At 72.6% G+C, this 13,739-nt stretch carries 13 protein-coding genes; 5 read left to right on the top strand and 8 right to left on the bottom strand.

Features of this window, described 5'->3' with window-relative positions:
- Nucleotides 1-139 precede the first annotated feature (139 nt).
- The 5 genes from IE245_RS15140 to IE245_RS15160 all read right to left on the bottom strand — a co-directional run bounded on the left by IE245_RS15140 (nucleotide 140) and on the right by IE245_RS15160 (nucleotide 6,644).
- Nucleotides 140-580, bottom strand: a complete 441-nt coding sequence (locus tag IE245_RS15140; protein ID WP_189947577.1) for a VOC family protein — start codon at nucleotides 578-580, stop codon at nucleotides 140-142.
- 172 nt (nucleotides 581-752) lie between these two features.
- Nucleotides 753-1,568, bottom strand: coding sequence for a xanthine dehydrogenase accessory protein XdhC (gene xdhC, locus IE245_RS15145; protein WP_189947882.1), 816 nt, complete (start codon nucleotides 1,566-1,568; stop codon nucleotides 753-755).
- 1 nt (nucleotide 1,569) lies between these two features.
- Entirely contained in the window at nucleotides 1,570-4,044 is a 2,475-nt protein-coding gene (xdhB, locus tag IE245_RS15150; RefSeq protein ID WP_229851296.1) for a xanthine dehydrogenase molybdopterin binding subunit, read from the bottom strand.
- Nucleotides 4,041-5,537 (bottom strand): xanthine dehydrogenase small subunit, encoded by a 1,497-nt coding sequence (locus IE245_RS15155; RefSeq protein ID WP_189947579.1) that lies wholly within the window; start codon nucleotides 5,535-5,537, stop codon nucleotides 4,041-4,043. Before IE245_RS15155 ends, xdhB begins: the two co-directional genes overlap by 4 nt.
- Nucleotides 5,538-6,248: 711 nt before the next feature.
- Nucleotides 6,249-6,644 (bottom strand): FKBP-type peptidyl-prolyl cis-trans isomerase, encoded by a 396-nt coding sequence (locus IE245_RS15160; RefSeq protein WP_189947581.1) that lies wholly within the window; start codon nucleotides 6,642-6,644, stop codon nucleotides 6,249-6,251.
- Between the two features lie 219 nt (nucleotides 6,645-6,863).
- On the opposite strand from IE245_RS15160, the gene IE245_RS15165 reads away from it, so the two are divergent.
- The 4 genes from IE245_RS15165 to IE245_RS15180 all read left to right on the top strand — a co-directional run bounded on the left by IE245_RS15165 (nucleotide 6,864) and on the right by IE245_RS15180 (nucleotide 10,244).
- Nucleotides 6,864-7,574: an FG-GAP-like repeat-containing protein gene (locus IE245_RS15165; RefSeq protein WP_189947583.1), complete on the top strand. Its 711-nt coding sequence runs from the start codon at nucleotides 6,864-6,866 to the stop codon at nucleotides 7,572-7,574.
- 131 nt (nucleotides 7,575-7,705) lie between these two features.
- Complete coding sequence (locus tag IE245_RS15170; RefSeq protein ID WP_229851297.1) at nucleotides 7,706-8,884, top strand: hypothetical protein; 1,179 nt, start codon at nucleotides 7,706-7,708, stop codon at nucleotides 8,882-8,884.
- Nucleotides 8,868-9,695, top strand: coding sequence for an alpha-ketoglutarate-dependent dioxygenase AlkB (locus IE245_RS15175; protein ID WP_189947587.1), 828 nt, complete (start codon nucleotides 8,868-8,870; stop codon nucleotides 9,693-9,695). Before IE245_RS15170 ends, IE245_RS15175 begins: the two co-directional genes overlap by 17 nt.
- A 204-nt stretch (nucleotides 9,696-9,899) precedes the next feature.
- Nucleotides 9,900-10,244 (top strand): hypothetical protein, encoded by a 345-nt coding sequence (locus IE245_RS15180; RefSeq protein WP_189947589.1) that lies wholly within the window; start codon nucleotides 9,900-9,902, stop codon nucleotides 10,242-10,244.
- A gap of 94 nt (nucleotides 10,245-10,338) precedes the next feature.
- On the opposite strand, the gene IE245_RS15185 is transcribed toward IE245_RS15180, so the two are convergent.
- Nucleotides 10,339-10,785: an anthrone oxygenase family protein gene (locus IE245_RS15185; protein ID WP_189947590.1), complete on the bottom strand. Its 447-nt coding sequence runs from the start codon at nucleotides 10,783-10,785 to the stop codon at nucleotides 10,339-10,341.
- A 91-nt stretch (nucleotides 10,786-10,876) separates the two neighbouring features.
- Here IE245_RS15185 and IE245_RS15190 point away from each other — a divergent pair, with 91 nt between their 5' ends.
- Nucleotides 10,877-11,455 (top strand): TetR/AcrR family transcriptional regulator, encoded by a 579-nt coding sequence (locus tag IE245_RS15190; protein WP_189947592.1) that lies wholly within the window; start codon nucleotides 10,877-10,879, stop codon nucleotides 11,453-11,455.
- Between the two features lie 59 nt (nucleotides 11,456-11,514).
- Here the strand turns inward: IE245_RS15190 and IE245_RS15195 are convergent, their stop codons facing one another.
- Together IE245_RS15195 and IE245_RS15200 are read right to left on the bottom strand one after the other, a co-directional pair.
- Entirely contained in the window at nucleotides 11,515-11,958 is a 444-nt protein-coding gene (locus IE245_RS15195) for a DUF6228 family protein (protein ID WP_229851298.1), read from the bottom strand.
- A gap of 58 nt (nucleotides 11,959-12,016) precedes the next feature.
- Nucleotides 12,017-13,639: a phytoene desaturase family protein gene (locus IE245_RS15200; protein ID WP_189947594.1), complete on the bottom strand. Its 1,623-nt coding sequence runs from the start codon at nucleotides 13,637-13,639 to the stop codon at nucleotides 12,017-12,019.
- Between the last annotated feature and the right edge of the window lie 100 nt (nucleotides 13,640-13,739).

The raw sequence follows: 13,739 nt of genomic DNA on the forward strand, positions 1-13,739 counted from the left end.
TCGCCACCGCCGCGCGCGTACGCGCACCACGGTCATGACGCGGCGCGGCGTGTACGGATCCTCGGTCCGTCGGCGGGTGCGGCGGGTGGCGGAGATCGGAAAGCCGACCTTGATGCCGTGGCGTCGGTTCGTCAGTTCGTCAGTTCGTCCGTTGGGCCAGGGCGAGGATGATGCCCGAGGGGCCGCGGAGGTAGCAGAGGCGGTAGACGTCTCGGTACTGCGCCACCTCGCCGAGGAGTTCGGCGCCGTGGCGACGGAGGCGGGCGAGGGTGTCGTCGATGTCGTCGACGGCGAACATGACCCGGTGCAGGCCCAGGGTGTTCGGCGGCGGGTGGGGAGAGCCGTCGGCGATCGCCTCCGGGGTGTGGTACTGCGCGAGTTCCAGTTTGCCGTGGCCGTCGGGGGTCCGCAGCATCGCGATCTCGCTGCGGACTCCGTCGAGGCCTACGGCCTGGTCCGCGAAGAGGCCCTCGATCTGCGCCCTGCCGTCGAGCGTCATGCCCAGTTCGGTGAAGAAGGCGACGGCGGCGTCCAGGTCCTCGACGACGATGCCGACGTTGTCCATCCGGTGGAGCGTCATGGCGCTTCTCCCTCTGACTCGCGAGGCCCCGGGACCGTCAGCCCCCGGGCCGTGGGCCGCTCGGCCGTTCAGGCCTTCGAAGCCACCGGTATACCGGGGACGGAGGCGGCGGGCTCCGTCCGACACCCGCGAGCGGGCCGCGTTTCGCGGACCTCCGCGCAGGGCGTCCCGTTCAGGGGCCGGTCTTCTGGAACGTCAGGAGGAGGTCCGCCGCGACGCTGACCGCGATCGTGGCGGGTTCCTTGCCGGTGATCCCGGGGAGGCCGATCGGTGTCTTGATCCGGTCGATGGTGGCGGGATCGTGGCCGCCCTCCTTGGCCAGGCGTTGCCGGAAACGGGCCCATTTGGCGGCCGATCCGATCAGTCCGATCGAGCCGAGGCCGGGCGTGCGCAGCGCGGCGTCGCACAGCGCGGCGTCCTCGGCGTGGTCGTGCGTGGCGATCAGGACGTGGGTGCCGGGCGCGAGTTCTTCGAGGACCTCCTCGGGGAGGAGCGGGGCGTGGTGGACGTGGAGGTGGGCCACCGCGTCGTCGAGGACGGCGAGGCGTTCCGCGGTGAGCATGTCGGAGCGGCTGTCGATCAGGTGGAGGTCGAGATCGTGCCGGGCCAGGATGCGGGCCAGTTCCAGGCCGACGTGTCCGACGCCGAAGACCGCCACCGCCGGCGGGACGGGCAGGGGTTCCAGGAACACCGAGACCGTGCCGCCGCAGCACTGGACGCCGTGGCGGCCGGTGACCTTGTCGTTCAGGGCGAACTCCATCAGTTCCGGCTGGGCCTCCGCCCCGGGCACGTCGATCAGCTCCCGGGCCCGGTCGATCGCGACGGCCTCGATGTTGCCGCCGCCGATCGAGCCCCACACCCCCGTCCGTCCCACGACGAGCTTCGCGCCGGCCTTGCGGGGAGCGTGACCGCGCACGGTCGCGACGGTCACGAGGACGCCGGCCTCCCGGCGTCCCCGCAGCCGCGCGACCGCGGCGATCCAGGTCATGTCAGGCATGGCTCGGGACGTTCGCTTCCGGCACGTCGTCCATTCCCGTGCCCGTGGTTCCCGTTGTTCCCGCGGTTCCCGTCGGGCCCGTCGTGCCGGTCCTCCCTCTCGTTCCCTCCGCGTCCTTCCGGCCCGCACCGGACCCGCCGCCGCGGGCCGCTTCGACGGCCCAGTACACCGCTTCCGGGGTCGCCGGGCTCGCGAGCTCGACGCTGACGCCGGTCGGGCCGAACGCCGCCGCGGCCTGCCGCAGCGCCTCGCGCACGGAGAAGGCGAGCATGAGCGGGGGCTCGCCGACGGCCTTGGAGCCGTACACGGCGCCCTCCTCGGTGGCGTTCTCCATCAGCCTGACGTGGAACTCCTCCGGCATCTCCGAGAAGCTGGGCAGCTTGTACGTGCTCGCCGCCTGCGTCAGCAGCCGGCCGCGGTGCGGGCCGTCGCCGGTGTCCCAGCGGAGGTCCTCCAGGGTCAGCCAGCCCGCGCCCTGCACGAAGCCGCCCTCGACCTGACCGATGTCGATCATCGGGGAGAGGCTGTCGCCGACGTCGTGGACGATGTCCACGCGCCGGATCCGGTACGCGCCGGTGAAGCCGTCCACCTCCACCTCGGTCGCGGCGGCACCGTGCGCGAAGTACTTGAACGGGGAGCCCCGGAAGGTCTTCGCGTCCCAGTGCAGGCCCTCGGTCCGGTAGTAGCCGGCCGCCGACAGCTGCACGCGCTGGAAGTACGCGGTGCGCACCAGGTCGTCCCAGGCGAGCTCCTTGTCGCTGCCGAGGGCGCGCGCGACGCCGTCGACGACGCGTACGTCGGAGGCGGGGGCGCCCAGCTGGGTGGCGGCCACCTGGAGCAGGCGCTCGCGCAGCTGCTCGCAGGCGTTCTTGACGGCCCCGCCGTTGAGGTCGGTGCCGGCGCTGGCCGCGGTCGCGGAGGTGTTGGGCACCTTGTCGGTACGCGTCGGGGCCAGCCGCACCCGGTGCAGCGGGATGCCGAGCGTGGTCGCGGCCACCTGCATCATCTTGGTGTGCAGCCCCTGGCCCATCTCGGTGCCGCCGTGGTTGATCAGGACGGAGCCGTCCTTGTAGATCAGCACCAGCGCGCCGCCCTGGTTGAAGGCGGTGAGGTTGAAGGAGATGCCGAACTTGATGCCGGTGACCGCGAGCGCCCGCTTGGTGTGCGGGTGCGTGGCGTTGAAGGCGTCGATCGCGCGCCTGCGGTCGGCGAGGTGGGCGTCGTCCTGGACCTGCCGCCAGACGGCGCCGATGCGTTCGGCCTGGGTGACCGGCTGGCCGTACGGCGTCGTCTGCCCCTGGCCGGGCCGGTAGAAGTTGCGTTCCCTCAGCTCCATCGGGTCGAGGCCGAGCAGGGGGGCGCAGCGGCCCAGGATGTCCTCGATCACCAGCATGCCCTGGGGGCCGCCGAAGCCGCGGAAGGCGGTGTTCGAGACGGTGTTGGTCCGGGCGATGCGGCCGGCGACGCGCGCGTTCGGGATCCAGTAGGTGTTGTCGATGTGGCACAGGGCGCGGGCGAGCACCGGCTCGGACAGGTCCAGGCTCCAGCCGCCGTCCGCCACCAGGGTGGCGTCGAGGGCCTGGATGCGGCCGTCGGCGTCGAAGCCGATCCGCCAGGTGGCGTGGAAGCCGTGCCGCTTGCCGGACATGGTGAGGTCCTGGGTGCGGTTGAGCCGGAAGCGGACGGGCCGTCCGGTCAGTTTGGCGCCGAGCGCGGCGACGGCCGCGAAGCCGTGCGGCTGCATCTCCTTGCCGCCGAAGCCGCCGCCCATGCGCAGGCACTGCACGGTGACCTCGTGGGCGGGCACGCCGAGCACGTGCGCGACGATCTCCTGCGTCTCCGACGGGTGCTGGGTGCTGCTCTGGACGAACACCTGCTCGTTCTCGTCGATCAGGGCCAGGGCCGCGTGGGTCTCCAGGTAGAAGTGTTCCTGCCCGGAGAAGCGGAACTCGCCGCTGAACACGTGCGCGGAGTCCGCGAACCCGGCGTCGACGTCGCCGGTCTCCATCAGCGGCCGGGCTCCGTGGTAGCTCCCGGCCTCGATCGCCTCCTCCAGGGTGACCAGGGCGGGCCGCTCGTCGAGCTCCACCTCGACGGCGGCGGCGCCGAGCCGGGCGGCCTCCAGGGTCTCGCCGAGCACCCAGGCCACGGCGTGGCCGTGGAACATGACCTCGTCGGGGAAGAGCGGCTCGTCGTGCTTCATGCCCGCGTCGTTGACGCCGGGCACGTCGGCGCCGGTCAGGACCCGGACGACGCCGGGCACGGCGAGCGCGGGCTCGGTGCGCAGCGCGGTGATCCGGCCGTGGGCCTTCATGACCTGCACGGGGTGGGCGTGGAGCACGTCCTTGGTGCGGTGCACCAGGTCGTCGGTGTACAGCGCCGCGCCGGTGACGTGCAGGTGGGCGCTCTCGTGCGGCATCGAGACGCCGACGACGGCCTTCTCGGGACGCTCGGAGAGATGACTCATGACGACACCGCCTCGGTGGTGGTCCGGGTGTACAGCTTCAGCAGGCTCTGGCCGAGCATCGCGGAGCGGTAGAGGGCGCTGGCGCGGTGGTCGTCCATCGGCGTGCCCTCGCCGCGCAGCTCGCGCGCGGCGGCCTCGACGGTCTCCGCCGTCCACGGCCGGCCCTCCAGGGCCGCCTCGGTGGCGAGGGCGCGGATCGGGGTGGCGGCGACGCCGCCGAGCCCGATCCGCGCCTTCCGGACGGCGCCGTCCTCGGCGTCGATGTCGAGCGCGAAGGCGACGGCGACGCTGGAGATGTCGTCGAAGCGGCGCTTGGCGATCTTGTGGAAGGCGGTGACGGGCGCCTGCGGCAGCGGGATGCGCACCGCGCGGATCAGCTCGTCGGGGCGGCGCACGCTCTGCCGGTAGCCGGTGAAGTACTCCGCGAGCGGGACCACCCGCTCCCCGTCGGCGGCGGCGAGCACCAGTGACGCCTCCAGGGCGAGCAGCACCGGCGGGCTGTCGCCGATGGGGGAACCGGTGCCGAGGTTGCCGCCGAGGGTGGCGCTGTTGCGGATCAGGCGGGAGGCGAACTGCGGGAACAGCGCCCCGAGCAGCGGCACTTCGCCGTCGAGTCGGCGCTCGATCTCGGTGAGGGTCAGGGCCGCGCCGATCTCGATGTGGTCGGACTCGCGGCGCAGGCCGCGCAGTTCGGGGAGGCGGTCGACGGCGACGACGCAACTCTCTCGGCGTGAGCGGATGTTCACCTCGACGCCGTAGTCGGTCCCGCCGGAGAGGACCACCGCCTCGGGGCGTTCCCGCAGGACGCGGAGCGCCTCGGCGAGGCTGCCCGGCCGCAGGAACGTACCGCCGTCCTGGGTGTAGCGGGTCGCGACCGGCTCGGGCGGCGCCTGGTCGCGGCGCCGCGCCAGCGGGTCGTCCGCGGCGGGGTCGCCGACGGCGAAGGCGGCGTCCCGGATCGGCCGGTAGCCGGTGCAGCGGCAGAGGTTGCCGCTGAGGGCGTGCAGGTCGAAGCCGTTGGGACCGTGCTCGTGACGGTGATCGGCGTCAAGGACGTCGTCGGCGTCGTCGGCGGCATCGAGGCCGGCGACGCGGTCGGGCCGGTAGTACTCCGACGCCATGCTGCAGACGAATCCCGGGGTGCAGTAGCCGCATTGGGAGCCGCCGCGCACGGCCAGCTCCTCCTGCACGGGGTGCAGGGTGGGGGGCGTGCCGGGCGCACCGGGGGTGGCGAGCCCCTCGGCGGTGACGACCTCCTGGCCGTCGAGGGCCGCCACCGGCACCAGGCAGGCGTTGACCGCGACCCAGTCGGTGGGCTTGTGCACGCCGGGCCGGGCCACCAGCACCGAGCACGCACCGCACTCGCCCTCGGCGCAGCCTTCCTTGGTCCCGGTGAGGCCGCGCTCGCGCAGGAAGTCCAGCACCGTGGTGTGGGCCGCGGCCGGAGCGATCGGCGCCTCCTGCCCGTTCACGGTGATCCGCGCCTCGGTCACGACGTTTCCTCGCTTCGGTGCAGGGTCGTACGGACGGGACGAGGACTGGGACAGGGGCAGGAAGAGGAACGGGGGCTGGAATGGTTCACCATGTCAGGCCTTCTGTATCGGTGCGCGGGGAGAGAACCGGCCCGGGGCGCGCGCGTCGGATGCCCACACGACGACGCACGGCAGGAGCCGGCACCTGAGAGGAAAGAAGGAAAACGGCGGCGCCACGACGGGCCCGCCGGAAAAGCGGCCGCTTCAGCAGCCGTGCGCCACGCGACCCGGAACCCAGGCAGCCCGGTGAGCGAGGCGGTTCAGGTCGGAGAAGATCGACATCCGCCCTCGCCCCCTTTCCGTGCCCGCGAGTCGGTGCGCACGAAACTAGGGCCCCGCGGCTTCATCGGTCAAGAACCATCCGGAGAAACGTCCGCCGAGCCGCTCTCCCCGAGACCGGCGCATGCCATGCGGCCCCGGCGATCAGCGGGGCAGGAGCAGGCGCCAAGCCGCCGGAGGCGTCGCAGACGGGGTTCGGAGCGCGGGCCACGGTCGGCGGTCCGGTCAGGCGCGGGCGCCGTGCGTCGTGGCCGACGCCGAGCGTCGCCCCGTCCGGCCCCACGCGCGCGACCACGAAGGAGACGACGCCTCGGCCAGGGGCTTCTCCCCCTCACCCCGGGGCCGAAGCCGCCCACCGCGGGGCCCGGGACGCAGCACCCCCGCCGCCCGCGCCTACCGCCCGGCCCCGGGGGCCACGACCGACAGGAGGTCCACGACGAAGACGAGGGTCGAGCCCGGGGGGATCAGCGGGGTGGGCGACTGCTTGCCGTAGCCGAGCCGGGGCGGGACGACGATCTCGCGCCGGCCGCCCACCTTCATGCCCCGCACGCCCCGGTCCCAGCCCTTGATGACCCTGCCGCCGCCCACGGCGAACTTGAACGGCTCGTCCCGGTCCCAGGAGGCGTCGAACTCCTTCCCGGTCTCGAACGTCACCCCGACGTAGTGGACCCTGACGACCGTGCCCGGCTTCGCCTCCGCGCCGTCCCCGACGACGAGGTCGCGCACCGTCAGCTCGGTGGGGGCGTCGCCCTCGGGAACCTCGACCCCGGGCTTCGTCGGTTCGCTCATCGTGGCCTCATCACTCTCGCTGCCGGACACCTCCGCACGGGCCGGGCGGGTCGGTCCCCCGCCGTGCGCGGTGCGGCGATCGTCGTCGTACTCGTCGGGGCCACCGTACGTGCCGTGCCGCGCCTCGTCGCGCCGTCCCCGCCGGCACCCCTCGCGTCGGCGCGACGGCCGGTGACGTACGATCCGCCCACCGTCGTACGCACACGACTTGGGGGTTCCGTGCGTCCTTCTCCCTCGGCGCGCCTGCTGCGCGGCGCGCTCGCGCTGTCGGCCGCCCTCGGGCTGTCCGCGACCGCGCTCTCCGCTCCCGCCGCGGCGGCGACCGGTGCGGACCGGTGCCCGGACGGGCGCCTGTGCGTCTTCAGCGAACCGGGCCACCGGGGCGAGATGCTCGTCGTCACGGGGCCCATGCTGTCGCTCGGTTCCTGGGACAACCGCATCCGGCCCTTCGTCTTCGAGCCGGATCACCTGAAGCCGCTGCCGGGCGTGTGCCTGCACCCGGAGCCCGGTCTCGCACCCGAAGGCACGGGGAACCTCTACGGCTCGACGTCCTTCCACGAGGGCGAGTACCGGAACCTCGACCTGGCCGTGAGCTCCGTCGACGTCGGGCAGGAAGCGGCGTCCTCCTCCTGCGGCCGGGAGGACCTCTACGCCCGCGACCGGTCGGGCGTGCTGTGGCTCTACCCGGGGAACGGTCGCGGCGCCTTCCACCCCCGGAAGCTGATCGGCACCGGCGGCTGGAACGCCCACAAGGAGCTGCTGGGCCTCGGCGACGTGACGGGAGACGGGCGTCCCGACGTCGTCGCCCACACCGCGGCCCCGAACGACTGGGGTCACCCCTGGCTGAAGGTCTATCCGGGCACCGGCGACGGGAATCTGCGCGCGCCGGTGCGGTTCGCCGAACTCCGCCCCAGCACCTACGCCTTCTGACGACGAAAGACGGGGAACGATCGATGAACTCGCCTTCGGCTTCGACTTCGGCTGCCACCTCGGCATCGACCTCGGCTCCGGCTTCGGCGGCGTCGGTGGAAGCGCGCCTCGACGATGCGCGCCATGTCCTCGTGGTGCCCTCCGCCCTGTCCCGCGATCACGACGTGGTCAGGGACTTCTTCGGGACCGTCCTCACCCCGGAGGAGTTGGCTTCCGGGACGCACGACCTCACCGGCAGGACCGTGTATCTCTGGGGAGACGCTTCCGGCCTCGACGACCCTCATCTGCGTACGGCTGCCCGCGTCTTCGTCGTCCGGGAGCCGTCGCACGCCCACCGCGACGACGCTCACCCGCCCCGGACCTCCATCGATCTCGGCCGGGTCCCCCTCCGCGTCCACGGCGTCGGTGTCCACTACCGCCGCTTCTTCGACCCCGACGCCGATCACTTCGGGCGGATCCGGGCCGAGCACGCGTTCCAGTCGCTGACGGAGTCCACCAAGCCCGGAACGGCTCACCGCAGCGGGATCTACCTGACGCCCGTCACGCGGGTCGGTGACGACCTGCACTTCCGGCTGCTCCGCTGCTCGACCAATCTGTCGGGACCGACGGAAGGGTTCCGGCCGACCGACACGCTCGTCGTCGACGACCTGAACCGGGAGGCGGCCACCGTCTTCCGGAACCACGCGCCGCTCAACCACGTCCTCGCCCAGATCTACCACAACACCCTTGCCACGGCGGAGCGCAAGCAGTCGAAGGCGAAGATCTCCGCGCATGCCGACAAGACCAAGGACATGCCCGCCGACGGCATCATGGCCTTCTGCACCTTCTACGACGGCCTGGACAAGCTGCGCCCCCTGGACGAGGACCCCTTCGACCGGGGCGTGAAGGGCATCAGCGGGCTGACCAGACTGCGCTTCCGCCTGAAGGAGCCGGACGCCCGACTCGACGGGGCGGCGCTGCCGTCGCGGTTCACCCTCACCCTCCATCCGGGCTCGGTGTTCTTCATGCCGCTGTCCACCAACCGCCTGTACACCCACGAGATCCGCCCGTCGGCTCTGGACGCGACCCTGCTCCCGACCCGCCTGGGATACGTGGTGCGCTGCTCCGGCACGGAAGCCGTGCACAAGGGCGGTCGGACGTTCCTCAAAGCGGCCGGGGACCTGGTGCCGTTGGAGCCCCCCACGGAGGAGGGCATGGACAAGCTCCGCCGGCTGTACGCCGAGGAGAACAGGACGTCGTCCTTCATCGACTACGGACACGATTTTCTGTTCAGCATGAACACGGGAGACTACGTTGCGCCCCGCCCCTAGGATCCCGGACGAGATCACCTTCCGTACCCTGCGGGTCGACGGGAACCTCTTCGAGGAACTGTCCGCCTCGGCCCGCCTCGAAGACCTGGGAAAGGGCCGGCGGGGCGCCACGCTCACCAAGGTCGACGAGTCGGGCGGCGTACCTCTGGTACGCACCACCACCCGCTACGACGGACCGACGCAACGATTCCGCGCGGTACACGAGTGGCTGGCGCAGCGGATTCAGGCGTGCGCCGGAATTCCGACCCGCTTCGACAACGCGCTCATCGAGAGCTACACGGCCGCCTACCGGAAAATGGGCAGCCATTCGGACCAGGCCCTGGACCTGGCCGAGGACTCTTCCATCGCCGTCTTCTCCTGCTACCGAACGCCCGAAGCGAGCCCACCGAGAAAACTGGTCTTCGAGTCGAAGGAGGACGACGGCGAGACGTACGAGATCGCGCTCACCCACAACAGTGTCGTCGCGTTCTCCGTCGCGTCGAATCGCCGTTTCAGGCACAGGATCGTCCTCGACGCGCCCCTGGCGACGGGGACCGACGACCACGTATGGCTGGGGGTCACGTTCCGCACGTCCAAAACGATCCTTCGTTTCCGCGACGGCCATCCGTACCTCCCCCACGGCGCGCGCCTCACCTCCGCCGACGAAGAACAGCGGCGCGCGTTCTACCGACTGCGACGCCGCGAGAACGAAGAGACCGACTTCACCTACCCCGCCCTCGCGTACACGGTCAGCGAGAGCGACCTGCTGCCGCCCGAACGCCTCCGCCCCGTGAGCGACGGGGTTCTGCCGCGCCTCCGCCGGCAGGCGTGACGGCCCGGTCGAGGCGGCCTCGGCGGCGGGCCGGAGGCTGCACGCGATCACGCCGGTTCGGGGCGCGCACCGCCACTTGAGCTGGGCAAACGATTCCGCAGCACCCGTCCGGGTGACATCAGGAGTGCCGCGCCGTCGCGAGGGGCAGCGCTCGCAGTGCCCTCTCCGCTTCTCGGCGGAGTCCGATCGCGAACAAGGAACCCCATGCGTCTTCGCTCCGCCCTGGCCTCGGCCGCCGGCGCCGCCCTCCTCCTCGTCACCGCCCCCGGTTCGGCCTTCGCCGCCGAGGGACAGTTCCGCTACACGTACCGGACGGCCGAGGGGTACGAGGCGGTCGGCTTCTTGAACAACCCCGAGAGCGGCACCTGCATCAACATCCAGGGGTCGGGCTCGGAGCCGGGTTCGGCCGCCTACGCGCCGAAGAACCGCACCGACGCGACGGCCGTGGTCTTCCTGGAGGCGAACTGCGAGGGCGACGCTTTCTACAGCCTGCGCCCGGGCGGCGGCGCCTCGGACCGGCTGCTGGTGCGGTCGGTCGTCTTCTCCTGACCCACGGGTTCCGGGACCTGGGTCCCGGAACCCGACTCCCTCGCCGTCCTCGCGCGCTCCCCGCGCGGCGACGAGCCGGGTCCCGGTGTCCGGCTCAGCTCAGGGCGGCGACGAGCAGGGCGAAGGCGGCGATGATGACCGCCACGCGGACGTAGTGGTACCGGTCCCAGCGGCCTGCCTGCTGCTTCCAGTCGGCGGGCCGGTTCTCGGGCGTCCACGTCTTGCCGCGGTTGTTGATCGGGACGAGCAGCGCGACCGACATGATCACGCTGACGAGCAGCAGCGCGCCGGCGGTGACGACGAGACCGGTGCCCGGGTCGTGCCGCCGGGCGACGGCCCAGACCGCCACCAGGGCGAGCGAGCCGAGGTACCAGACCGGCATCACGGCGCCGAGCATCCGGCCTCCGTGGGCCCGGGCGAGCACGGTGCTGTCGTCCGGGAGTCCGTTGAATATCGGGTTCATGACGAAGGCGACGGAGAACTCCACCCCCACCATCACTCCGACCACCACCGTGGTGAGGACCTCCAGCGCGTCGAGCATGACCACCCCTCCTGACATCTAGCGTTGCTAGCTGACAGGTCAACACTAGACCTACTGTCGCTCGATTGTCTAGCAGTGCTAGGGTCAGGGCATGTCGGTACAGGAACGCAAGCAGCGCGAGCGGGCGGACCGTGAGCGGCTCATCGTGGCCACGGCCCGTGAACTCGCCGAGCAGCAGGGCTGGGACGCGGTCACCACCCGCCGGCTCGCCGAGCGCATCGAGTACAGCCAGCCCGTCCTCTACAGCCACTTCCGTGGCAAGCGCGAGATCATCGGCGCCGTCGCCCTCCAGGGCGCCGCCGAACTGGCCGTGTCGATGCGGGCGGCGGCCTCCGCCGCCGACGGGCCCCGCGGCCGGGCCGCCGCCCTGGCCCGCGCGTATCTGGACTTCGCCCTGCGCAACCCGGCGGTCTACGAGGCCATGTTCCAGCTCGACGGCGGCCTGGCCTTCGCGCAGGAGTCCACCCCGCAGCCTTTGAAGGACGCCTTCGCCGCCCTGCTGGAGAACCTCGAAGAGGTCGCCGGGGCCGGTGTCCACCCGGGCCTGTTCACCGAGGTGTTCTGGGCGTCCCTGCACGGCCTCGCCACCCTCACCAAGGCGCGGCGGCTACCGCCGGAGGACGCCGAGCGGAGGACGGACCTCCTGGTGGACCGGCTCGCCTCGCTCTGACGACGGAGAGCCGGAGCGGAGCGGCAACAGCCCGGGCGGGCACTCGGGCACGCCGGCCGTCACGTGAGGAAATGGCGCACGTCCGCCGCCAGGGAGCCCATCTGCTCACCGGCCTCCCCCCACGTGGTCACGGACGCGCCCCATCCGCCGGCGGCCGTCCGCCACGGCCTGAGCGTCCAGGTCAAGCCGACGTGCCCGCCGGACCGGAACACCGCCGAGACGACGAGATCCCGGTCGTCGGTCTGCCAGGTGCGCTCCCCGTCCCATCCCCGGTGGTCGGCGGCGAGCGCCTCCAGGAAGGGCGCGAGACCGCTGCCCCGCTTCCAGGCGACGACCCCGTCGGCCCGGGCGGTCAGCCCCGGGGCCCGCAGCTCGACCGCGTGGCGCACCGAGTCCGCGTCGAAGTCGAACCGGTCGCAGAGCCGCACGCCCACCGACGCGTTCTCCTGACAGCGGATCGACACGCCGGGCCTGTCGTCGATGTCCTCGTCGGCCGCGGTCACGGACGGAACGCTAGCCCGCCCCCTCCCCGGCCGTCATCCTGATTCGTCCGCGGCGGTGCTACGCCGTGGGGCGGAGGACGTTCCTCAGGAGCGCCCCCCACAAGCGGCTGCGGCCGGGGCGGTCGAGGGCTTCGTGGGCGGCCAGGAGGCCGCCGGTGGCCGCGCCGAGGAAGCCGCCGGCCAGGACGTCCTGGCCGGCGAGGTACAGCCCGTCGAACTCGGTGCGCGGACGCAGGCGGTCCGCGAGACCGGGGCGGGTGCCGTCGCCGAAGGCGGCGACGTCCTTGGCGAGGCCGTAGAGGCTGCCGCCCGGCCAGCGGGTGAAGTGCTCGGCCGTCAGCGGGGTGCCGAGTTCGTGGTACGCCACCCGGCCCCTGGTGCGGGGCAGGTGGACGTACAGCCGGTCGAGGAGGCGTTCGGTGAGTTCGGACTTCAGGGCGAGGTAGGCGGGGTCGCGGTCGCGCCGGCGCGAGCCGCGGAAGGGGGCGAAGAGGTCCGGATCGACGTACGCGAGGATCTCTCCCGTGGACCGGCCGGGGTGCCGGGCCGTCCAGGTCGGGTCCTTGGCGGAGGAGAAGGACAGGAAGAGGCCGCTGGTGCGCCCGCCGGCACCGTCGAAGAAGGCGTCGCAGTCGCCGTCGGTGACCATCAGGTTGTGCCGGGGCAGGCCCAGTTCCGACGGATCGCCGTCGAGGCCGAGGAAGAGCAGCACGAAGGGGAAGCCCTCGCGCATGCCCCGCACCGGGTCGTCCCGCCCGTCGGGGCCGGACCGGCTCGGCAGCAGGGTGCGGTACGTGTGGTGGGCGCCCGCCGCGCTGACCACGACCGGGGCGCGTACGCGGGTGCCGTCCGCCAGCACCACGCCCGCCGCCCGCGTCCCGTCCAGCTCGATCCGGTCGACCGGCGTGCGGACGTAGACCTCTCCCCCGGCGCCGCGGATGGGGGCGACCATCGCCCGGCCGATGGCGGCGCTGCCGCCCACGGGGTACCAGGCGCCGTTCCTGAAGTGCTCGAACAGCACCGCGACCAGGAAGAACGGCAGCTTGGAGGAGGAGTCGGCGAGGAGCAGGACGGCCGGGGTCAGCACCGCCTGCCGGAGCCGTTCGTCGCGGACGAGGCCCGCGACGACCTCCCTGGCCGGCCGCAGCGCCTCGGGCGGGACGGCCGCCGGTCGCAGCAGGCCCGTCAGGCGCCGCGCCACCGGGCCCGAGAGGCGGCCGAGCGCGAGGACGGGAAGCGTCGCCCGGCAGCGGGCGACGAGCTTGAACAGTGCCTCGATCCCCGACCGTTCGGCCGGGAAACGGGCGATCAGGCCGGCCCGGTAGGCGGCGAACCCGACGGGCGCCCGGTGCACCTCGTCGGCCAGCCGGTACTCGTCGTACGGGTCCCCCAGCGGCGCCCACCGCAGCGCGCCGTCCGTCAGGTAGTCGGACAGGACGCGGACCGGCTCGCGCGGCGCGAGCTGCCCGACGTAGTGGATGCCGACGTCCCACTCCCAGCCGCGGCGCCGGTAGGCGTGGGTGTAGCCGCCGGCGGTATAGTGCTGTTCGAAGACCGCCACCTTGCGCCCCTGCCGGGCGAGGCAGGCGGCCGCCGTCAGCCCGCCGACCCCGGAGCCGATGACGACCGCGTCGTACGCGTCCCCCACCTCGCCCGGCGCGGGTGCCCGCCCCACCAGCACGCCGCGCGCCCCCTCCGCCCCTCCGGGCCGCCGGTTCCGGTCGCGGGGGACGCCAGTCGACACCGGGGGTCGCATCTGCGGTGCTCCAGGGGGTGAGGAG

The sequence above is a fragment of the Streptomyces roseolus genome (genome assembly GCF_014649855.1).
Taxonomy (GTDB): Bacteria; Actinomycetota; Actinomycetes; order Streptomycetales; family Streptomycetaceae; genus Streptomyces; species Streptomyces roseolus.